General features: G+C 67.4%; 28 protein-coding genes. 26 read left to right on the top strand and 2 right to left on the bottom strand.

Annotated features, from left to right (window positions below):
- The first annotated feature begins 15 nt into the window (after nt 1-15).
- The 26 genes from H4Q84_RS09790 to H4Q84_RS09665 all read left to right on the top strand — a co-directional run bounded on the left by H4Q84_RS09790 (nt 16) and on the right by H4Q84_RS09665 (nt 15,465).
- Nucleotides 16-813, top strand: coding sequence for a hypothetical protein (locus H4Q84_RS09790; protein ID WP_248583198.1), 798 nt, complete (start codon nt 16-18; stop codon nt 811-813).
- A gap of 374 nt (nt 814-1,187) precedes the next feature.
- On the top strand, nt 1,188-1,496 hold the full coding sequence (gene rpsJ, locus H4Q84_RS09785; RefSeq protein ID WP_008360994.1) for a 30S ribosomal protein S10: 309 nt from the start codon (nt 1,188-1,190) through the stop codon (nt 1,494-1,496).
- Between the two features lie 10 nt (nt 1,497-1,506).
- Nucleotides 1,507-2,169, top strand: coding sequence for a 50S ribosomal protein L3 (rplC, locus tag H4Q84_RS09780; RefSeq protein ID WP_248583197.1), 663 nt, complete (start codon nt 1,507-1,509; stop codon nt 2,167-2,169).
- Nucleotides 2,170-2,173: 4 nt separating this feature from the next.
- Nucleotides 2,174-3,103, top strand: coding sequence for a 50S ribosomal protein L4 (rplD, locus tag H4Q84_RS09775; RefSeq protein WP_248583196.1), 930 nt, complete (start codon nt 2,174-2,176; stop codon nt 3,101-3,103).
- Complete coding sequence (rplW, locus tag H4Q84_RS09770; protein WP_248583195.1) at nt 3,100-3,405, top strand: 50S ribosomal protein L23; 306 nt, start codon at nt 3,100-3,102, stop codon at nt 3,403-3,405. The genes rplD and rplW overlap by 4 nt, the downstream gene beginning before the upstream one ends.
- A gap of 21 nt (nt 3,406-3,426) precedes the next feature.
- Complete coding sequence (gene rplB, locus H4Q84_RS09765) at nt 3,427-4,263, top strand: 50S ribosomal protein L2 (RefSeq protein ID WP_248583194.1); 837 nt, start codon at nt 3,427-3,429, stop codon at nt 4,261-4,263.
- A 6-nt stretch (nt 4,264-4,269) separates the two neighbouring features.
- Nucleotides 4,270-4,551 carry a 30S ribosomal protein S19 gene (gene rpsS / locus H4Q84_RS09760; protein WP_091109718.1) on the top strand — a complete coding sequence of 94 codons (282 nt, stop codon included), beginning with the start codon at nt 4,270-4,272 and terminating at the stop codon, nt 4,549-4,551.
- A complete protein-coding gene (gene rplV, locus H4Q84_RS09755) occupies nt 4,548-4,985 on the top strand; it encodes a 50S ribosomal protein L22 (protein ID WP_248583193.1) in 438 nt (145 codons plus the stop codon). Before rpsS ends, rplV begins: the two co-directional genes overlap by 4 nt.
- Entirely contained in the window at nt 4,985-5,848 is an 864-nt protein-coding gene (rpsC, locus tag H4Q84_RS09750) for a 30S ribosomal protein S3 (protein WP_248583192.1), read from the top strand. The genes rplV and rpsC overlap by 1 nt, the downstream gene beginning before the upstream one ends.
- 3 nt (nt 5,849-5,851) lie before the next feature.
- Nucleotides 5,852-6,271: a 50S ribosomal protein L16 gene (gene rplP, locus H4Q84_RS09745; RefSeq protein ID WP_248583191.1), complete on the top strand. Its 420-nt coding sequence runs from the start codon at nt 5,852-5,854 to the stop codon at nt 6,269-6,271.
- Nucleotides 6,271-6,519, top strand: coding sequence for a 50S ribosomal protein L29 (rpmC, locus tag H4Q84_RS09740; protein ID WP_282580327.1), 249 nt, complete (start codon nt 6,271-6,273; stop codon nt 6,517-6,519). Before rplP ends, rpmC begins: the two co-directional genes overlap by 1 nt.
- Nucleotides 6,516-6,794, top strand: coding sequence for a 30S ribosomal protein S17 (gene rpsQ / locus H4Q84_RS09735; RefSeq protein WP_248583190.1), 279 nt, complete (start codon nt 6,516-6,518; stop codon nt 6,792-6,794). The genes rpmC and rpsQ overlap by 4 nt, the downstream gene beginning before the upstream one ends.
- A gap of 112 nt (nt 6,795-6,906) precedes the next feature.
- Nucleotides 6,907-7,275, top strand: coding sequence for a 50S ribosomal protein L14 (rplN, locus tag H4Q84_RS09730; protein ID WP_179666773.1), 369 nt, complete (start codon nt 6,907-6,909; stop codon nt 7,273-7,275).
- Entirely contained in the window at nt 7,275-7,661 is a 387-nt protein-coding gene (gene rplX / locus H4Q84_RS09725) for a 50S ribosomal protein L24 (protein WP_248583189.1), read from the top strand. Before rplN ends, rplX begins: the two co-directional genes overlap by 1 nt.
- A gap of 1 nt (nt 7,662) precedes the next feature.
- The gene (gene rplE / locus H4Q84_RS09720; RefSeq protein WP_248583188.1) at nt 7,663-8,223 is read left to right on the top strand and encodes a 50S ribosomal protein L5; all 561 of its coding nucleotides are present in this window, start codon (nt 7,663-7,665) and stop codon (nt 8,221-8,223) included.
- 1 nt (nt 8,224) lies between these two features.
- The gene (locus tag H4Q84_RS09715; RefSeq protein WP_028636399.1) at nt 8,225-8,410 is read left to right on the top strand and encodes a type Z 30S ribosomal protein S14; all 186 of its coding nucleotides are present in this window, start codon (nt 8,225-8,227) and stop codon (nt 8,408-8,410) included.
- A 72-nt stretch (nt 8,411-8,482) separates the two neighbouring features.
- Complete coding sequence (gene rpsH / locus H4Q84_RS09710) at nt 8,483-8,890, top strand: 30S ribosomal protein S8 (RefSeq protein ID WP_248583187.1); 408 nt, start codon at nt 8,483-8,485, stop codon at nt 8,888-8,890.
- Between the two features lie 27 nt (nt 8,891-8,917).
- Complete coding sequence (rplF, locus tag H4Q84_RS09705; protein ID WP_248583186.1) at nt 8,918-9,460, top strand: 50S ribosomal protein L6; 543 nt, start codon at nt 8,918-8,920, stop codon at nt 9,458-9,460.
- Nucleotides 9,461-9,462: 2 nt separating this feature from the next.
- Complete coding sequence (rplR, locus tag H4Q84_RS09700) at nt 9,463-9,846, top strand: 50S ribosomal protein L18 (protein WP_248583185.1); 384 nt, start codon at nt 9,463-9,465, stop codon at nt 9,844-9,846.
- A gap of 49 nt (nt 9,847-9,895) precedes the next feature.
- The gene (gene rpsE, locus H4Q84_RS09695; RefSeq protein WP_248583184.1) at nt 9,896-10,507 is read left to right on the top strand and encodes a 30S ribosomal protein S5; all 612 of its coding nucleotides are present in this window, start codon (nt 9,896-9,898) and stop codon (nt 10,505-10,507) included.
- The gene (gene rpmD / locus H4Q84_RS09690; RefSeq protein ID WP_248583183.1) at nt 10,507-10,689 is read left to right on the top strand and encodes a 50S ribosomal protein L30; all 183 of its coding nucleotides are present in this window, start codon (nt 10,507-10,509) and stop codon (nt 10,687-10,689) included. The genes rpsE and rpmD overlap by 1 nt, the downstream gene beginning before the upstream one ends.
- A 1-nt stretch (nt 10,690) precedes the next feature.
- Nucleotides 10,691-11,131 carry a 50S ribosomal protein L15 gene (gene rplO, locus H4Q84_RS09685; RefSeq protein WP_248583182.1) on the top strand — a complete coding sequence of 147 codons (441 nt, stop codon included), beginning with the start codon at nt 10,691-10,693 and terminating at the stop codon, nt 11,129-11,131.
- Between the two features lie 206 nt (nt 11,132-11,337).
- Nucleotides 11,338-12,633, top strand: coding sequence for a preprotein translocase subunit SecY (gene secY / locus H4Q84_RS09680; RefSeq protein ID WP_248583181.1), 1,296 nt, complete (start codon nt 11,338-11,340; stop codon nt 12,631-12,633).
- Nucleotides 12,634-13,209, top strand: coding sequence for an adenylate kinase (locus tag H4Q84_RS09675; protein WP_248583180.1), 576 nt, complete (start codon nt 12,634-12,636; stop codon nt 13,207-13,209).
- Nucleotides 13,210-13,342: 133 nt separating this feature from the next.
- Nucleotides 13,343-14,164 carry a type I methionyl aminopeptidase gene (map, locus tag H4Q84_RS09670; protein WP_248583634.1) on the top strand — a complete coding sequence of 274 codons (822 nt, stop codon included), beginning with the start codon at nt 13,343-13,345 and terminating at the stop codon, nt 14,162-14,164.
- Nucleotides 14,165-14,406: 242 nt separating this feature from the next.
- Nucleotides 14,407-15,465, top strand: coding sequence for a TerC/Alx family metal homeostasis membrane protein (locus H4Q84_RS09665; RefSeq protein WP_248583179.1), 1,059 nt, complete (start codon nt 14,407-14,409; stop codon nt 15,463-15,465).
- Between the two features lie 57 nt (nt 15,466-15,522).
- Here the strand turns inward: H4Q84_RS09665 and H4Q84_RS09660 are convergent, their stop codons facing one another.
- Both H4Q84_RS09660 and H4Q84_RS09655 read right to left on the bottom strand, forming a co-directional pair.
- Complete coding sequence (locus H4Q84_RS09660) at nt 15,523-16,905, bottom strand: serine/threonine-protein kinase (protein WP_248583178.1); 1,383 nt, start codon at nt 16,903-16,905, stop codon at nt 15,523-15,525.
- A 25-nt stretch (nt 16,906-16,930) separates the two neighbouring features.
- The gene (locus H4Q84_RS09655; protein ID WP_248583177.1) at nt 16,931-18,253 is read right to left on the bottom strand and encodes a hypothetical protein; all 1,323 of its coding nucleotides are present in this window, start codon (nt 18,251-18,253) and stop codon (nt 16,931-16,933) included.
- Between the last annotated feature and the right edge of the window lie 7 nt (nt 18,254-18,260).

Below are 18,260 nucleotides of genomic sequence, written 5' to 3'. Positions count from 1 at the left end.
GGCTAACCTCCCTCCATGCGCAGGCTCGGGGTCGTCCTCACGCTTCTCCTGGTGTTCGTCGTCTCCTCCTGCTCCGGCGACACCGCCCGCGACACACCTGCGGAAAACGTCGACACCGGTGACCCGGCTGCGTTCGCGCCCACCGAGGACTCCATCCGCGAGCGCTGCGTCTCGGAGATGCCCGAGCAGGTGCCGATCCGCGACGTACTCGCGCTCGGCGACGGCGACGCGACCACCGTGCCCGCCGTCGTGATCGGGCCGGAGCAGACCTCCGACACCGTCCTGGTCCTGATGCACCAGGTCGGCTCCGCGCTGTGCGGCTGGGGCCGCTTCGCCACCGCCGCCGCCGAACAGGGCGTCACCTCGGTGCTCGTCGACCTGTGCGGGTACGGCGACGCCCAGTGCCCCGAAGGCTCGACCGCTGCGGTCTCGGCTCAGCTCGGGCTCGGCCTGGCCGCGGAGCTCGGCGCGACCCGGACCGCACTGGTCGGCGCCTCCATGGGCGGCAGCGAGACGGTGCTCGCCATGGCCGGCGGCACCGAGGCCGACGTCTGGGTCGACGTGTCCGGCCCGTCGAGCTGGGCCGGCGTCCAGCTGCTCACCGTCGCTCCGAAGATCAAGACGCCGGGGCTGGTGATCTTCGCCAGGTCCGACGGACAGCCCGAGTACGCGGCGGGGAAGGCCCTGGCCCGAAGTGCCGGGGCGGAGTTCCTGGACGGCGGGAATGGCCATGGCTACGAGCTGCTGACCGACTACGAGGGCCGGCTGATCGCCGGTGGCGAGCGCCTGCTCGCCTTCGCACAGGGCGGCTGAACCGGTCGGGCTGGAACCGATTTGGCCTAACGCCGGGACCTCTGTCAAGATATCCAGGTTGCTCCGGCGGGTCGCCGGGGTGTGCCACACCAACTTGACCACTGAATCGCGTCTCCGGATCGATCAGTAGCTGGCGTGCGGCCGCACCTGACACGGAGACCCGATCAGCCCGACGAACCGTCGGGCGCCACACATCAAGAGTCAGAACCTTCGGTCCCGTGCCGTGCGAAATGCGCGACACGCCCGACCTCGGGGGTGGGCCGTGCGGCGGAGAGACAGGCGGGACGGCCTCACCCGAGGACGTATCGAGACAGACCAGCACGCGGTACCACCGGGCGAGCCGGAGGTACGAGATCGAAGAGGACGAGCTACCTATGGCGGGACAGAAGATCCGCATCAGGCTCAAGGCCTATGACCACGAGGTGATCGACACCTCGGCGCGCAAGATCGTGGACACCGTCACCCGTACGGGTGCGAAGGTCGCCGGCCCCGTGCCGCTGCCGACCGAGAAGAACGTGTACTGCGTCATCCGCTCGCCCCACAAGTACAAGGACTCGCGCGAGCACTTCGAGATGCGCACCCACAAGCGCCTCATCGACATCATCGACCCGACGCCGAAGACGGTCGACTCCCTGATGCGTCTCGACCTGCCTGCCGGTGTCGACATCGAGATCAAGCTCTGAGGTTGTTGACATGACTGCCACTTTTGAACGCAATGTGAAGGGCCTGCTGGGCACCAAGCTCGGCATGACCCAGCTCTGGGACGAGAACAACAAGATCGTCCCCGTCACCGTGATCGCGGCGACCACCAACGTGGTCACCCAGGTCCGCCAGCCCGAGACCGACGGCTACAACGCCATCCAGGTCGGGTTCGGCGAGATCGAGGGCCGCAAGGTCACCAAGCCGTCGGCCGGCCACTTCGCCAAGGCCGGGGTCACCCCGCGCCGCCACCTGGTGGAGATCCGCACCGCAGACGCCGCGTCGTACTCCATCGGCCAGGAGCTCAGCGCCGAGCTGTTCGCCGCCGGTGAAGAGATCGACATCACCGGCACCAGCAAGGGCAAGGGCTTCGCCGGTGTCATGAAGCGTCACGGCTTCCACGGCGTCGGCGCCTCCCACGGTGCCCACCGCAACCACCGCAAGCCCGGCTCGATCGGCGCCTGCGCCACCCCGGGCCGCGTCTTCAAGGGCACCCGCATGGCCGGCCGGATGGGTAGTGACACCGTCACCACCCAGAACGTCACCGTGCACGCCGTCGACGCTGCCAAGGGCCTGATCCTCCTCAAGGGTGCCGTTCCCGGCCCCAAGGGTGGACTCGTGGTGCTGCGCTCCGCCGCCAAGAAGACGGGAGTCTGAGGACATGGCTACTGCATCCAAGGGGACCCTCAAGGTCGACCTTCCCGCCGAGATCTTCGACGTCGAGGTCAACATCCCGCTGATCCACCAGGTCGTCGTGGCCCAGCAGGCTGCTGCCCGCCAGGGCACGCACAGCACCAAGCGTCGCGGCGAGGTTCGCGGCGGTGGCCGCAAGCCTCACAAGCAGAAGGGCACCGGCCGCGCCCGTCAGGGCTCGACCCGTGCGCCCCAGTTCGCCGGTGGTGGCATCGTGCACGGCCCCAAGCCGCGCGACTACAGCGAGCGCACGCCCAAGAAGATGAAGGCCGCCGCCCTGCGTGGCGCCCTCTCCGACCGGGCCCGCGACGGCCGCATCCACGTGGTCGACTCCCTGGTGGCGGACAAGATCTCAACCAAGGTGGCGCTGGCCTCGCTGGCGAGCCTGACCGACCGCGTGCGTTACCTCGTCGTGCTCGAGCGCACCGACACCCTCACCTGGCTCTCACTGCGCAACGCGCAGCAGGTGCACATCGTGGCCGTCGACCAGCTCAACACCTACGACGTCCTCGCGAGCGACGACGTGGTCTTCACCCAGGGCGCGTACGACGCGTTCATCTCGAAGACCGCCGGTTCCTCCGACCGTCCTGGCAAGCTGCCCAAGACGGCCAAGGCTCCTGCCGCTGCTGTCGCCGAGCCCGTCGCGTTCGCCGCGGTGGACACCGATGACGCCGACGAGGCGAAGGCCGAGCTGCCCAAGGGCGCGAAGGCTCCCCTCAAGAGCGGCAACGCTCCTAAGGGCTACGAGGTCAAGGGCAACGCCGACTCCGGTCTCTACCACGAGCCCGACGGCCAGTGGTACGACGCCACGGTCGCCGAGTTCTGGTTCAAGTCTGCCGCCGACGCCGAGGCCGCTGGCTTCATCAAGGCCGGCACCAAGAAGGAGGGCGACAAGTGAGCACCCTGCACAAGGACCACCGCGACATCCTGATTGCGCCGGTCGTGTCGGAGAAGAGCTACGGCCTCCTCGACGCCAACAAGTACACCTTCATCGTCCGTCCGGACGCCAACAAGACCGAGATCAAGATCGCGGTCGAGAAGGTGTTCAACGTCAAGGTGACGTCGGTCAACACGATCAACCGCATCGGCAAGACGCGTCGTACCCGCACGGGCCTGGGCAAGCGCAAGGACACCAAGCGCGCCATCGTCAGCCTCGCTGAGGGTCACCGCATCGACATCTTCGGAGGTCCGGTCTCCTGACCGGGCTGAATAGGAACTGATATGGCTATCCGCAAGTACAAGCCGACCACCCCGGGCCGTCGTGGCTCGTCCGTGGCCGACTTCGTCGAGATCACCCGGACCACGCCGGAGAAGTCGCTGACGCGCCCGCTGCCCAAGAAGGGCGGCCGCAACAACCAGGGCCGGATCACCACCCGGCACCAGGGTGGCGGTCACAAGCGTGCCTACCGCGTCATCGACTTCCGTCGCTACGACAAGGACGGCGTGCCGGCCAAGGTCGCTCACATCGAGTACGACCCCAACCGCACCGCTCGCATCGCGCTGCTGCACTACGCCGATGGCGAGAAGCGCTACATCATCGCGCCGAAGGACCTGACCCAGGGCACGCCCGTGGAGTCCGGCCCCAACGCCGACATCAAGCCCGGCAACAACCTCCCGCTGCGCAACATCCCGGTCGGTACGACGATCCACTGTGTGGAGCTGCGTCCCGGCGGCGGCGCCAAGATCGCCCGTTCCGCGGGCATCTCGGCCCAGCTGGTCGCCAAGGAAGGCTCGCGCGCCACGCTGCGCATGCCGTCCGGCGAGATGCGCTTTGTCGACGTGCGCTGCCGCGCCAGCATCGGCGAGGTCGGCAACGCCGAGCAGTCGAACATCAACTGGGGCAAGGCCGGCCGCATGCGCTGGAAGGGCAAGCGCCCGACCGTCCGCGGTGTCGTCATGAACCCGGTCGACCACCCGCACGGTGGTGGTGAGGGCAAGACGTCCGGTGGACGTCACCCGGTGTCCCCCTGGGGCAAGCCCGAGGGCCGCACGCGCAAGCGCAAGGCCAGCGACTCCCAGATCATCCGTCGTCGCAAGTCCGGCAAGGGTAGGAAGTAACCGACAATGCCTCGCAGCCTGAAGAAGGGCCCCTTCATCGATGACCACCTTCAGAAGAAGGTGGACGCCGAGAACGCGAAGGGCAGCCACAACGTCATCAAGACCTGGTCCCGCCGGTCGATGATCGTGCCCGACATGATCGGTCACACCATCGCCGTGCACGACGGTCGCAAGCACGTTCCCGTCTTCGTGACCGACTCGATGGTCGGCCACAAGCTCGGTGAATTCGCTCCCACCCGCACCTACCGCGGGCACGTGAAGGAAGACCGGAAGGGACGTCGTCGATGAGTGTCGAAGAGCGCCGGCGCACCAGCGCCCGCCGCGAGTCCCTGCTGGGTGACCAGCCAGGTTCCTTCGCGACCGCGCGTTACGTGCGCATCACCCCGATGAAGGCCCGCCGTGTCGTCGACATGGTCCGCGGCATGGCTGTCGACGACGCCCTGGCGCTGCTGCAGTTCGCGCCGCAGTCCGCGTCCGAGACCGTCTACAAGGTGCTGGAGAGCGCGATCGCCAACGCAGAGGGCACTGAAGGCCTCTCCGCGAGCGGCCTGGTCGTCTCCGTCGCCCGCGTCGACGAGGGCCCCACCATGAAGCGGTGGCGTCCGCGAGCACAGGGCCGCGCCACGCGCATCAACAAGCGCACCAGCCACATCACCCTGGTCGTTCAGCCGGCTGATGTCGTCGCCGTGCAGAAGACCGAGAAGAAGGGACGGACCGCCTGATGGGCCAGAAGATCAACCCGAATGGCTTCCGCCTGGGCATCTCCACCGACCACAAGAGCCGCTGGTACGCCGACAAGCTCTACAAGGCGTACGTCGGCGAGGACGTCGCGATCCGCAAGCTGCTCTCCAAGGGCATGGAGCGGGCCGGCATCTCCAAGGTCGAGATCGAGCGCACCCGTGACCGCGTCCGTGTGGACATCCACACCGCGCGTCCCGGCATCGTGATCGGTCGCCGTGGCGCCGAGGCCGACCGCATCCGCGGAGAGCTCGAGAAGCTCACCGGCAAGCAGGTCCAGCTGAACATCCTCGAGGTCAAGAACCCCGAGATCGACGCGCAGCTGGTTGCCCAGGGCGTGGCCGAGCAGCTGACAGGTCGTGTGCAGTTCCGTCGTGCCATGCGCAAGGCGATGCAGACCTCGATGCGCTCCGGTGCCAAGGGCATTCGGATCCAGTGCTCGGGCCGTCTCAACGGTGCCGAAATGTCCCGCACGGAGTTCTACCGTGAGGGCCGCGTGCCGCTGCACACCCTGCGTGCCGACATCGACTACGGCTTCTACGAGGCCAAGACGACCTTCGGTCGCATCGGCGTGAAGGTCTGGATCTACAAGGGCGAGGTTGCCGCAACCCGCGCCGAGCGTCAGGCCCAGCAGGCCGCCCGCGCCGGTGCTCCGGGTCGCGGTGGCGCCGGCGGCGCTGGTGGCGGACGCCCCAGCCGTGGCGGCGAGCGCCCGAGTCGTGGCACCCGCGGTGACCGCGGCGCTGCTGCCCCTCGCACCGACGCGCCCGCCGAGGCCGCTGCTCCGGCAGCGACCGAGGCCCCGGCCGCCGAGGTTGCGACCACTTCGACCACTGGGGAGGCCTGACCCATGTTGATGCCCCGTCGTGTCAAACACCGCAAGCAGCACCACCCCAACCGGACCGGTGCCGCCAAGGGCGGAACGAAGCTCGCCTTCGGCGACTTCGGTATCCAGGCGCTCGAAGGCTCCTACGTGACCAACCGACAGATCGAGTCGGCACGTATCGCCATGACCCGCCACATCAAGCGAGGCGGAAAGGTCTGGATCAACATCTACCCGGACCGGCCGCTGACCAAGAAGCCTGCCGAGACCCGCATGGGTTCCGGTAAGGGTTCACCCGAGTGGTGGGTGGCGAACGTTAAGCCCGGCCGCGTCATGTTCGAACTTTCCGGTGTGGACGAGGTGACCGCTCGCGAGGCCATGCGCCGCGCGATGCACAAGCTGCCCCTGAAGTGCCGGTTCATCTCCCGCGAGGCTGGTGAATTCTGATGAGCGACAAGTTGAGCGCATTCGAGCTCGATGACATGAACGCTTCCGACCTCGAGGCCAAGCTGCGCGAGGCCAAGGAGGAGCTGTTCAACCTGCGGTTCCAGGCGGCCACCGGCCAGCTGGAGAGCCACGGCCGCCTCCGCACGGTCAAGAAGGACATTGCCCGGATCTACACCGTGGTGCGTGAGCGCGAGCTCGGCATCAGGTCCACCCCGGGTGCGAGCAACAAGGAAGAGGCGTCCGCATGAGCGACGGCACCGAGAAGGTCGAGCAGCGCAAGGCGCGCAAGGTCCGCGAGGGTCTCGTCGTCAGCGACAAGATGGACAAGACGATCGTCGTGACCGTCGAGGACCGCGTCAAGCACGCGCTCTACGGCAAGGTCATGCGGCGTACGTCCAAGCTGAAGGCGCACGACGAGACTAACGAGTGCGGCATCGGCGACCGGGTCCGGATCATGGAGACCCGTCCCCTGTCCGCAACGAAGCGCTGGCGCGTCATCGAGGTCCTCGAGAAGGCCAAGTGATCCAGGGGTGTGAACCCCTGGCCGCCCGGCCCCACGATTTCCATAACAAGTTCGGCAAGGCTCGTCCGCCCGGGAGGGCGGCGAGAACCAGCTCGACAACCAGGAGAAACCAATGATCCAGCAGGAGTCGCGACTCAAGGTCGCCGACAACACCGGTGCGAAGGAGATCCTTTGCATCCGTGTTCTCGGTGGCTCTGGTCGTCGCTACGCCGGCATCGGCGACACGATCGTCGCCACCGTGAAGGACGCGATCCCCGGTGGCAACGTGAAGAAGGGTGACGTCGTCAAGGCGGTCATCGTGCGAACGGTCAAGGAGCGTCGTCGTCCAGACGGCTCCTACATCCGCTTCGACGAGAACGCTGCCGTCATCCTCAAGAGCGATGGCGAGCCGCGAGGCACCCGCATCTTCGGCCCGGTCGGCCGCGAGCTGCGCGAGAAGAAGTTCATGAAGATCATCTCTTTGGCCCCGGAGGTGCTGTGATGAGTAACCACCAGAGCAAGCCGAAGAAGAACTCTGTGAGCATCAAGAAGGGCGACACCGTCAAGGTCATCGCCGGCAAGGACAAGGGCGCCGAAGGCAAGGTTATCCAGGTGCTTCGTGAGGAGCAGCGGGTCCTCGTCGAGGGTGTCAACCGCATCAAGCGGCACACCAAGGTCCAGAACCAGGGCGGTCGCGCCGGCACCACCGGCGGCATCATCACCGCCGAGGCCCCGATCCACGTCTCCAACGTGATGCTGGTCGAGGGTGACGGCGTCACCCGCATCGGCTTCCGCCGCGACGAGGTCACCAAGCGCCGCCCTGACGGGTCCGAGTACACCGCCCAGCGCAGTGTCCGGATCTCGCGCAAGTCCGGGAAGGACATCTGAGATGGCTGAGACCACTACCGCTCCCCGACTCAAGGCCCGCTACCGCGAGGAGATCATCCCCGCGCTGCAGTCTGAGTTCGAGATCAAGAACGTCATGCAGGTGCCCGGCCTGACCAAGATCGTGGTCAACATGGGTGTCGGCGAGGCTGCTCGCGACTCGAAGCTGATCGAGGGTGCCATCAAGGACCTCACCGCGATCACCGGCCAGAAGCCGTTCGTCACGAAGGCCCGCAAGTCCATCGCGCAGTTCAAGCTGCGTGAGGGCATGCCGATCGGCGCTCACGTCACGCTGCGCGGCGACCGCATGTGGGAGTTCCTCGACCGCCTGCTCTCGCTCGCCCTGCCGCGTATCCGCGACTTCCGCGGGCTCTCGCCCAAGCAGTTCGACGGCCGCGGCAACTACACGTTCGGTCTGACCGAGCAGGTCATGTTCCACGAGATCGACCAGGACAGGATCGACCGGTCGCGTGGCATGGACATCACCATCGTGACCACCGCCACCAACGACGACGAGGGCCGCGCGCTGCTCAAGCAGCTCGGCTTCCCGTTCAAGGAGAACTGACATGGCGAAGACTGCACTCAGGGTCAAGGCCGCCCGCAAGCCGAAGTTCGCTGTGCGCGGCTACACCCGCTGCCAGCGCTGCGGCCGTCCCAAGGCTGTCTACCGCAAGTTCGGCCTGTGCCGTATCTGCCTGCGCGAGATGGCTCACCGCGGCGAGCTGCCCGGCGTCACCAAGTCCTCGTGGTGATCATTCACCACCACAACCGCTGAAGGTCTCGCCCCCGGGCGGGAAACCACAGAAGAGAGAAACGGCCACACCATGACGATGACTGACCCGATCGCAGACATGCTCACGCGTCTGCGCAACGCCAACCAGGCGTTCCACGACGATGTGTCGATGCCGTACAGCAAGCTCAAGGAAGGCGTCGCGGAGATCCTCCAGCAGGAGGGCTACATCGCCTCCTACGACGTCGCCGAGCCGGCAGAGGGCGAAGTGGGCAAGAAGCTCAGCATCACCCTCAAGTACGGCCGCAACCGAGAGCGCTCCATTGCAGGCGTTCGCCGCATCAGCAAGCCCGGCCTCCGGGTCTACGCCAAGCACACGGGTCTCCCGAAGGTGCTCGGCGGACTGGGCGTCGCGATCATCTCGACGAGCCAGGGACTGCTGACCGACCGCCAGGCAAACAAGAAGGGCGTGGGTGGGGAAGTCCTCGCCTACGTCTGGTAATCCGAGACCAGAGAAGGAGAGAAGAACATGTCGCGAATCGGCAAGCTCCCGATCACGGTCCCGGCCGCGGTGGACGTGCAGATCGACAACTCCCTGGTGACCGTCAAGGGTCCCAAGGGCACGCTCGCGCACTCCGTCGCAGCCCCGATCACCGTAGACAAGGGTGATGACGGCGTCCTCGAGGTCAAGCGCCCCGACGACAACCGCATCAGCCGCTCGCTCCACGGACTGACCCGCACCCTGATCAACAACATGGTGGTGGGCGTGACCGAGGGGTACGAGAAGAAGCTCGAAATCGTCGGTGTGGGTTACCGGGTCCTCCCCAAGGGCCCGACGCAGCTGGAGTTCCAGCTCGGCTACTCGCACTCGATCACGTTCGACGCACCCGAAGGCATCACCTTCACCGTCGACGGCCCGACCAAGCTCGGCGTCGTCGGCATCGACAAGCAGCTTGTCGGTGAGGTGGCCGCCAAGATCCGCAAGCTGCGCAAGCCTGAGCCCTACAAGGGCAAGGGTGTGCGCTACTCCGGCGAACACATCCGCCGCAAGGTCGGAAAGGCCGGTAAGTAACCATGGCTATCTCCCTGTCAAACAACAAGCACACGTCGGCGCGCACCAAGTCGCGCCTTCGTCGCCAGATGCGTGGCCGCAAGAAGATCTCCGGAACGACCGAGCGCCCGCGCGTGGTCGTCACCCGGTCGGCCAGGCACATCTCCGTACAGGTCGTGGACGACCTCGTCGGTCAGACGCTTGCCTACGCCTCGACCATGGAGGCCGACGTGCGCTCCACTGAGGGCGACAAGACTGCCAAGGCGAAGAAGGTCGGCGAGCTGCTCGCCGAGCGCGCCAAGGCTGCAGGAGTCGAGGACGTGGTCTTCGACCGCGCCGGCAACAAGTACCACGGCCGCATTGCGGCCCTCGCTGACGCCGCCCGTGAGGGCGGACTGGCGTTCTGATCGCAAGTCAACGCGGCAAGAGAGAGAACTTAGATATGGAGCACATCTCATGAGCGGAGCCCAGCGCGGACAGCGCAGCGGTGGCTCGGGCGACCGTCGTCAGCGCGACGACCGTCGTGGCGGCGGAGCTGAAAAGTCTGCCTACATCGAGCGAGTCGTAGCCATCAACCGTGTCGCCAAGGTCGTCAAGGGTGGTCGTCGCTTCAGCTTCACCGCCCTCGTGATCGTCGGCGACGGCGACGGCATGGTCGGCGTCGGTTACGGCAAGGCCAAGGAAGTCCCCGCGGCGATCGCCAAGGGTGTCGAGGAAGCGAAGAAGGCATTCTTCAAGGTTCCCCGCATCCAGGGCACGATCCCGCACCCGGTCCAGGGTGAGAAGGCCGCAGGCGTGGTCATGCTGCGCCCGGCTGCGCCCGGTACCGGCGTGATCGCGGGCGGTCCGGTGCGTGCAGTTCTCGAGTGCGCCGGCATCCACGACATCCTGAGCAAGTCGCTCGGTTCCTCCAACCAGATCAACATCGTCCACGCGACCGTGGCGGCGTTGAAGATGCTGGAAGAGCCCGAGCAGGTCGCCGCACGTCGTGGCCTCACCGTCGAGCAGGTCACCCCGGCCGCGATCCTGCGGGCGCGTGCCGAGCAGGCGGCGGAGGTGTCGGCCTGATGGCACAGCTGAAGGTCCAGCAGAAGAAGTCAACGATCGGCTGCAAGGCCAACCAGCGCGAGACCCTGCGCACTCTCGGTCTCAAGCGGATTGGTGACGTCGTCGTCAAGGAGGACCGCCCGGAGATCCGCGGCATGGTCCACACCGTCCGTCACCTGGTGTCGGTCGAGGAAGTGAGCTGACATGACGCTCAAGCTGCACCACCTGCGCCCGGCGCCCGGCGCCAAGACTGCCAAGACCCGCGTCGGTCGTGGTGAGGGCTCCAAGGGCAAGACTGCCGGCCGCGGCACCAAGGGCACCAGTGCCCGCTACCAGGTCCCGGCCACCTTCGAGGGCGGTCAGACTCCACTGCACATGCGTCTCCCGAAGCTCAAGGGCTTCCGGAACCCGTTCAAGGTGGAGTTCCAGGTCGTCAACCTCGACAAGCTCGGCGAGCTGTTCCCCGACGGTGGCGACGTCACCGTCGACACGCTGGTCGCCAAGGGCGCCGTCCGCAAGGGCCACCCCGTCAAGGTGCTCGGCCAGGGCGAGATCTCCGTTGCGGTCCAGGTGAGCGTCAACGCGTTCTCCGGCTCTGCGAAGGACAAGATCGAGGCCGCCGGCGGCACTGCGACGGTTGCCTGAGGCATCGTCGTACCGACGTAGGTGCGGGGTTCGTCCTGCCGTGTGAACGCGGCAGGTCGGACCCCGTACTGCATGTCTGGCGGTGCGGGGCTTCCTGTTAGGCTTCCCCGGGCCCTGACGCCAACTCGTCGACGACGAGTCGTGCCGATGGACCTACCGGTGGTTGTGCTCGGCAAGACCACTGACCCAATGAGAAAGAGGATCCAGTGCTAGGCGCGTTTGCCAACGCTTTCCGCACGCCGGACCTGCGGCGCAAGCTGCTGTTCGTGCTGCTGATCATCACGGTGTTCCGGCTCGGCTCGCAGGTGCCCGCGCCCGGAGTCAACGTGGCCAACGTGCAGTCGTGCCTCAGCGACGTCGAGAACTCCGGGCTCTACAGCCTGGTCAACATGTTCTCGGGCGGAGCACTGCTCCAGCTGACGATCTTCGCGCTCGGGATCATGCCCTACATCACCGCCAGCATCATCCTGCAGCTGCTCGTCGTGGTCATCCCGCGGCTCGAAGCGCTGAAGAAGGAGGGCCAGTCGGGGCAGACCAAGATCACCCAGTACACCCGTTACCTCACCCTGGGCCTCGCCCTCCTCCAGGCGACCGGCATCGTGGCGTTGGCGCGCTCGGGACGACTGCTCCAGGGCTGCAACGTGGATCTCCTGCACAGCAACAGCACCTCCACGTTCCTGATCATGGTCATCACCATGACCGCAGGCACCGCCGTCATCATGTGGCTCGGCGAGCTCGTCACCGACCGCGGCATCGGCAACGGCATGTCGATCCTCATCTTCACCCAGGTCGTCGCGACCTTCCCGCAGGCTCTGTGGAGCGTCCAGCAGACCAACGGCTGGTGGGTGTTCGGCATCGTCTTGGTCATCGGCCTGGTCATCATCGCCGGCGTCATCTTCATCGAGCAGGCCCAGCGTCGCATCCCGGTCCAGTACGCCCGGCGGATGGTCGGCCGCAAGATGTTCGGCGGCAGCTCGACGTACATCCCGCTCAAGGTCAACCAGGCCGGCATCATCCCGGTCATCTTCGCGTCGTCGCTGCTCTACCTGCCGGCGATGGCCGTGCAGTTCAACCAGACCTCCACCAACCCGGTGCTCACGTTCGTCAACCGCTACCTCGTGGGTGGCGACCACCCGCTCTACATGGCGACCTACTTCGCGTTGATCATCTTCTTCACCTACTTCTACGTGTCGATCACCTTCAACCCCGAAGAAGTGGCCGACAACATGAAGAAGTACGGCGGCTTCATTCCCGGCATCCGCGCGGGCAAGCCGACCGAGGACTACCTGTCCTATGTCTTGTCCAGGATCACCTTCCCGGGCGCGCTCTACCTCGGTCTCATCTCGTTGATCCCGCTCGTCGCGTTCGCGATGATCGGGGCAACCCAGAACTTCCCGTTCGGCGGCACCTCCATCCTGATCATGGTGGGCGTCGCACTCGACACGGTGAAGCAGATCGAGAGTCAGCTCCAGCAGCGCAACTACGAAGGGTTCCTGCGTTAAATGAGACTCATCATCATGGGCCCGCCGGGAGCCGGGAAGGGCACTCAGGCCAAGTTCATCGCCGACCACTTCGGCATCCCCGCGATCTCCACCGGCGACATCTTCCGTGCCAATGTTTCTGCCGGGACCGAGCTCGGTGTCAAGGCAGAGCACTTCATGGACGCCGGCGAGTACGTTCCCGACGAGGTCACCAACCAGATGGTCCGCAACCGGATCGACGAGCCCGACGCCGACCCCGGCTTCATGCTCGACGGCTACCCGCGCACGCTGGCCCAGGTCGAAGAGCTCGACGGGATGATCAAGTTCACCGGTCACGCCCTCGACGCCGTCGTGGTGCTCACCGTCGACGAGGACGAGATCGTGCAGCGGCTCCTGCAGCGCGCTGAGCTCGAGGGCCGCGCCGACGACACCGAGGACGTCATCCGTCGTCGTCAGGAGCTCTACACCGAGCAGACCGAGCCGCTCATCGGCGTCTACCGCGACCGGGGTCTCCTCATCGAGCTCGACGGCATGGGCGAGGTCGACCAGGTCACCCAGCGCATCTTCGAAGCGCTGGACGTCGTTCCACAGAGTTAACGCCCGTGCGGACCGAGCCTGTGAGGGACGCGCGAGAGGCGAGAAGGTTGAGGAGGCCCGGCGTACACGCGAGCGAAGCGAGCGGGTGCGGGAGCCGTCTCGAAACACCAGTGAGTGTTCTGGGGAGAGGGATCTGATGGGACTGCGCGACCGCGGCATCGAGATCAAGACGCCCGACCAGATCGACGCCATGCGCGTCGCCGGTCTGCTGGTCGGCTCCACCCTGGAGCTCCTGCGGTCCTCGGTGAGGGCGGGCGTCACGACCGGTGAGCTCGACGCCATCGCCGACGACGCCATCCGCTCCGGCGGGGGCACGCCGTCGTTCCTCGGCTATCACGGCTTCAGCGGGTCCATCTGCGCCTCGGTCAACGACGAGGTCGTCCACGGCATCCCCGGTGACCGGGCACTGGTCGAGGGCGACGTCATCTCGATCGACTGCGGCGCCATCGTCAACGGCTGGCACGGCGACGCGGCGGTCACGGTGCCGGTCGGCGAGGTGAGCGCGGCAGCCGTCAAGCTGATGCAGGTCACCGAGGAGTCGATGTGGCGTGGCATCGCTGCCGCGCGTCTCGGCGGGCGCGTCACCGACATCTCGCACGCCATCGAGCAGTACGTCCGCAGCGCCGGCGAGTTCGGGATCCTCGAGGACTACGTCGGACACGGCATCGGCTCCGAGATGCACCAGCCACCCAACGTGCCCAACTACGGCCGCCCCGGTCGTGGCCCCCGCATCGTCGAGGGCCTGGCCCTCGCGGTCGAGCCGATGATCACCCTCGGCCGGCCCGACACCGAGGTCCTCGAGGACGACTGGACCGTCGTCACCATCGACGGCTCGTTGTCGGCCCACTCCGAGAACACCTTCACGATGACCCCGCGCGGTGCCTGGGTGCTCACCGCCCTCGATGGCGGCGAGCAGCGGCTCAAGGAGCTCGGCGTCCCGTTCGGTGGACGCTGACCCGTTCGACCGGGAGCGGGCGAGTTCGCACGAGCCACTCGTCGCGTGAGAGCATGGGCCCATCAGGAGGGGAGTATTCCCGTCGCGATGGTGTCGTCAGTACGGCGCGGGCCGGTTGGTCCGTACCCGGTGCCATTGGCTCGCACGAAGCATCGTGATCGAGCGGAAGAGACCTCCGGAGCATGCACCGGTCCGCGCCCCCGCGTACCGGCACCTGTCCACTCCGGAGGAGAAGCTCCCACGTGAGTTCCATCGTCGAAGGCTCGGTCGCCTCACCCACTGTCTGGCTCATCACGATCGTCGTGACCCTGGGTCTGTTGCTGGTCGACCTGCTGATCATCGCCCGCCGCCCGCACGAGCCGACGATGCCGGAGGTGAGCAGGCACCTGGCCTTCTTCATCGGCCTGGCCGTCGTGTTCGGTGTCTGCCTCTGGCTGTTCGCCTCGCCGCACGAGAACTCGCCCAGCCCGGGCCCCGAGTTCTTCGCCGGCTGGCTGACCGAGTACTCCCTCTCGATCGACAACCTGTTCATCTTCATCATCATCATGAACAGCTTCGCCGTACCCCGGAAGCTCCAGCAGACGGCGCTGATGATCGGCATCGTGCTGGCCCTGGTCATGCGCGCGATCTTCATCGTGGTCGGCGCTGCGGCGATCAACCAGTTCAGCTGGGTGTTCTACATCTTCGGGCTCTTCTTGGTCTACACGGCCTGGAAGCTCGCGAAGGAGGGCGGCGAGGACGAGGACGAGTACGAGGAGAACCGCCTCGTGAAGTTCGCCGAGAATCACCTGCCGGCCACCAAGGAGTGGAACGGGACCAAGCTCTTCACCACCGAGAACGGCAAGCGCCTCATCACGCCGATGTTCCTCGTCGTGCTGACGCTCGGCACCACCGACCTGCTGTTTGCCCTCGACTCGATCCCGGCGATCTACGGGCTCACCCGCGACCCCTACCTGGTGTTCACCGCCAACATCTTCGCGCTGATGGGCCTGCGACAGCTCTACTTCCTCATCGGTGGGCTGTTGCAGCGCCTGATCTACCTGTCGTACGGCCTGGCGGTCCTGCTCGGCTTCATCGGCGTCAAGCTGATCCTGCACGCGATGCACGAGAACGAGCTCCCGTTCATCAACGGTGGCGAGCACATCTCGTGGGCGCCTGACATCCCGATCTGGCTCTCGCTCGTGATCATCATCGGCACGCTCGCCGTCACGGCTGTCGTCAGCCTGTGGGCGTCCAGCAAGATGACCGACGCCGAGCAGGACGCCGCGACCGGCCCGCGTCGCGACTGGGAAGACGACTGACCTGAGCAGTCCATCCGGATCGACTGCCTCGGCGTCCCCGCGCCGCGGCGAGCAGCCTCAGCCGCAGGCCTGAGCCAGCGGCGAGTCCTCGCCGCCGCGCTGGAGGCGGACCTCGAGGCACACGTCGGCGTCGGCCCGGATGATCGCTGACTGCTTGGTCGTACGCCGGGTCTCCTCGGTGTCGAGGCGCTGCCACACCCACTGGTCGCCCGGCTGGATGTCCTGGGCGGTCCAGCGGAAGCGCACGCCGCGCGCAGTGCGCTCGGCCGTGAGGGTGGGCGGCTGGTCGACGGCGGACGGCAGGATGTCGAGGGGAGTGGTCGGCGAGGTCGGCCCGGGGTCGGGCTCGTCGTTGCCGCCATCGCCTTTGAGCATGAGTCCGCCGATGATCGCCACCACGGCCACCGCGGCCACGACCGCCCACACGATGCTGCCGCGGGACTGCTTCTCGTCCTCGGCGCGTTGGGCTGCCGGCGCCACGGTGCGCGGACCCGACGCCGAGATGACGGTGACCGCCTTCATCACCGTGTGGTCGTCGTCGGTCTCGGGCCTCGGGGCTGCGACAGCGGCGTCCGACCGGTCTCCCTCGACGGCGACCGCCGTGCGTGGGAAGCCGGCGTCGGACTCGATGCGCTGCAACGAGCGGGCCAGCTCGAGGGCGGTCTGCGGCCGGTGGGCGGGGTTCTTGGCCAGGCACTGCTGCAGAAGCCGGTCGAGGGCCGGGGGTACGTCGGGACGCTGGGTCGCCGGGGGAGTGGCGTGCAGGATGCGCGCCGACAGGGCGCGCGTGGAGTTGTCGCCGTTGGGGATCGAGAACGGCGAGCGGCCGACCAGCAGGTGCCAGATCGTCGCGCCGAGCGAGTAGACGTCGGAGTGCACCGTGCCGTTGGAGCGACCGTCGAGCATCTCTGGCGGCGACCACGGGTAGGAGATCCGGACGTCGCTCTCGCCGGCGACGTCGTGGATGTGGCCGGCGATGCCGAAGTCGGTGAGCGCGGGCTCGTGGTAGGTCGTGACCAGCACGTTGCTCGGCTTGATGTCGCGGTGCAGGATGCCCGAGCGGTGGGCGGTCTCGATGGCGCTGGCGAGCTTGATGCCGGTGCTCAGCGCGTCGATGGGCGCCATCGGGTTGGACCGCACTCGCACCCCGAGGTCGGGCGGGGGGCAGTAGCGCATGACCAGGAACGGTCGCCCCGAGTCGTGGGTGATGCCGGCCGTGATCACCGAGACGATGTAGGGGTGGTCGGCGAGCCGGGCCATGGCGTTGGCCTCGGCCGCGAACAGCCCCTTCTCGCGGTCGTCGAGGGGTACGTCGGGGCGCACGACCTTGACGGCCACCCGCTGGCGCGGCCAGTCCTGCTCGTAGAGGAACACGTCGGCGAATCCGCCGCTGCCGAGATGCTCGACAAACGTGTATCCCGGAATGACGGGCGCGCTCATGACTTCTCCCCAAGGTGCAGGTCACTCACAAAGTGACCTCTGGCCCGACTTCGTAGCGGACCTCGTAGACATCGGCGAGGTCCAGCGCGTGGCCGGGCTCGATGACATAGGACTCGTCGGGGACCATCTTCTCCGGTGGCCGCCCGGGCACCTTCCGGGTGGTCCCGCCGCGCGACCCGAGGTCGCGGGCGATGACGAGCCATCCGTCGAGCTCGATCTGCACGTGCAGGCGGGAGACATAGGTGTGCTCGGCCGAGAGGTGCACCAGGTGCGGCCAGTCGCCGCTGCCGGGGACCGGCGCGGGGCGCCGGCCGAGCACGACGCCGCGGTCGAGCGGCACGACCTCACCCGTCGGCAGGCGCAGGCCACCCAGGGTCGGCCGGGACACCCGCTGGGCCGCCTGGGGCGCGACCTGCTTGCGGCAGACCCGGCACAGCGGTGAGTCGGGTGGAGTCATGTGGCCGTCCGGGCACCACACCGCCTGCACGGTCTCGCCGGTCGAGGAGGCGAGGTGCTCAGGCCCGCCGGAGCGGTACACGGTCGAACCGTCGTGGTCGTGCTCCTCGACGGGAGAGCCGGCCGGGCGGGTGCCGGTCGTACCGGCCGATCCGGTCGTGCCCACGGGCTCGCCGCTGTGTGCGGGTACGGCGGCCGTCTGGTCGTCGTACGACGCGGTGACGGCGGGTGCCGGGGCATTGGCGTGGTCGTCGGGCCGGCTCTCGGTGACCTCGGCGGAGGCGCCGACGATGCGCTCGTTGAAAAGGGGGTCGGGCTCGCTGGTGTCACGGGGACCGGATTCGGCGGTGAGCACCGGACGCAGTCGTCGGGGCCGCGGCGCCGGCGCACCTTCGGGCCCGCGAGCTTCCAGGATCGCCTGCGGGATGCCGTCGATCATGCCCGCGACCGGCGCGGGCGCGTTGCTGGCGGGAGTGCCGGTGCCGGCGCTGACGACCTTGGGTCGGAGCGGGCGGATCTCGGCCCGCTGGGCGGCGACGACGCCGCCGATGAACCGGCGCAGCGGCTCGGTCGACGGCCCCGATGCGCGGATGCCTTCGCCACCCAGGGAGATGAGCCGGGCGGTGCCCTCGACGTGGACCCGGCCGCTGCCGAGCGAGACGGTCTGGCCGGTGCCCGGGGTGAGGTCGATGAGCACCAGTGCCGGGGGCTCACCGCCGAAGGCGGTCTCGACGATGCCGAGCACCTCCTCGGCCGCACGCGGGCCGTCCCCGAGCGCGGACCACAGCCGCTCGAGGACCTGCTCGTCACCGGGGTCGGTCATGAGCAGCCAGTGTTCGCCGGCACCGAGGAGCACGCCGCCACCCGCGGCGTACCGGGTCTCCACGACCACGCTGCCC

The organism is Nocardioides sp. InS609-2, assembly GCF_023208195.1.
Classification (GTDB): domain Bacteria; phylum Actinomycetota; class Actinomycetes; order Propionibacteriales; family Nocardioidaceae; genus Nocardioides.
The sequence above is the reverse complement of the archived record's forward strand: the minus strand, read 5'-3'. Positions and strand labels throughout refer to the sequence as shown.

Excerpts from the sequence above, each read along its gene's own strand:
- H4Q84_RS09790 (WP_248583198.1), top strand. The coding sequence starts at position 16 with ATGCGCAGGCTCGGGGTCGTCCTCACGCTTCTCCTGGTGTTCGTCGTC.
- rpsJ (WP_008360994.1), top strand. The coding sequence starts at position 1,188 with ATGGCGGGACAGAAGATCCGCATCAGGCTCAAGGCCTATGACCACGAG.
- rplC (WP_248583197.1), top strand. The coding sequence starts at position 1,507 with ATGACTGCCACTTTTGAACGCAATGTGAAGGGCCTGCTGGGCACCAAG.
- rplD (WP_248583196.1), top strand. The coding sequence starts at position 2,174 with ATGGCTACTGCATCCAAGGGGACCCTCAAGGTCGACCTTCCCGCCGAG.
- rplB (WP_248583194.1), top strand. The coding sequence starts at position 3,427 with ATGGCTATCCGCAAGTACAAGCCGACCACCCCGGGCCGTCGTGGCTCG.
- rpsS (WP_091109718.1), top strand. The coding sequence starts at position 4,270 with ATGCCTCGCAGCCTGAAGAAGGGCCCCTTCATCGATGACCACCTTCAG.
- rplV (WP_248583193.1), top strand. The coding sequence starts at position 4,548 with ATGAGTGTCGAAGAGCGCCGGCGCACCAGCGCCCGCCGCGAGTCCCTG.
- rpsC (WP_248583192.1), top strand. The coding sequence starts at position 4,985 with ATGGGCCAGAAGATCAACCCGAATGGCTTCCGCCTGGGCATCTCCACC.
- rplP (WP_248583191.1), top strand. The coding sequence starts at position 5,852 with ATGTTGATGCCCCGTCGTGTCAAACACCGCAAGCAGCACCACCCCAAC.
- rpmC (WP_282580327.1), top strand. The coding sequence starts at position 6,271 with ATGAGCGACAAGTTGAGCGCATTCGAGCTCGATGACATGAACGCTTCC.
- rpsQ (WP_248583190.1), top strand. The coding sequence starts at position 6,516 with ATGAGCGACGGCACCGAGAAGGTCGAGCAGCGCAAGGCGCGCAAGGTC.
- rplN (WP_179666773.1), top strand. The coding sequence starts at position 6,907 with ATGATCCAGCAGGAGTCGCGACTCAAGGTCGCCGACAACACCGGTGCG.
- rplX (WP_248583189.1), top strand. The coding sequence starts at position 7,275 with ATGAGTAACCACCAGAGCAAGCCGAAGAAGAACTCTGTGAGCATCAAG.
- rplE (WP_248583188.1), top strand. The coding sequence starts at position 7,663 with ATGGCTGAGACCACTACCGCTCCCCGACTCAAGGCCCGCTACCGCGAG.
- H4Q84_RS09715 (WP_028636399.1), top strand. The coding sequence starts at position 8,225 with ATGGCGAAGACTGCACTCAGGGTCAAGGCCGCCCGCAAGCCGAAGTTC.
- rpsH (WP_248583187.1), top strand. The coding sequence starts at position 8,483 with ATGACGATGACTGACCCGATCGCAGACATGCTCACGCGTCTGCGCAAC.
- rplF (WP_248583186.1), top strand. The coding sequence starts at position 8,918 with ATGTCGCGAATCGGCAAGCTCCCGATCACGGTCCCGGCCGCGGTGGAC.
- rplR (WP_248583185.1), top strand. The coding sequence starts at position 9,463 with ATGGCTATCTCCCTGTCAAACAACAAGCACACGTCGGCGCGCACCAAG.
- rpsE (WP_248583184.1), top strand. The coding sequence starts at position 9,896 with ATGAGCGGAGCCCAGCGCGGACAGCGCAGCGGTGGCTCGGGCGACCGT.
- rpmD (WP_248583183.1), top strand. The coding sequence starts at position 10,507 with ATGGCACAGCTGAAGGTCCAGCAGAAGAAGTCAACGATCGGCTGCAAG.
- rplO (WP_248583182.1), top strand. The coding sequence starts at position 10,691 with ATGACGCTCAAGCTGCACCACCTGCGCCCGGCGCCCGGCGCCAAGACT.
- H4Q84_RS09675 (WP_248583180.1), top strand. The coding sequence starts at position 12,634 with ATGAGACTCATCATCATGGGCCCGCCGGGAGCCGGGAAGGGCACTCAG.
- H4Q84_RS09660 (WP_248583178.1), bottom strand. The coding sequence starts at position 16,905 with ATGAGCGCGCCCGTCATTCCGGGATACACGTTTGTCGAGCATCTCGGC.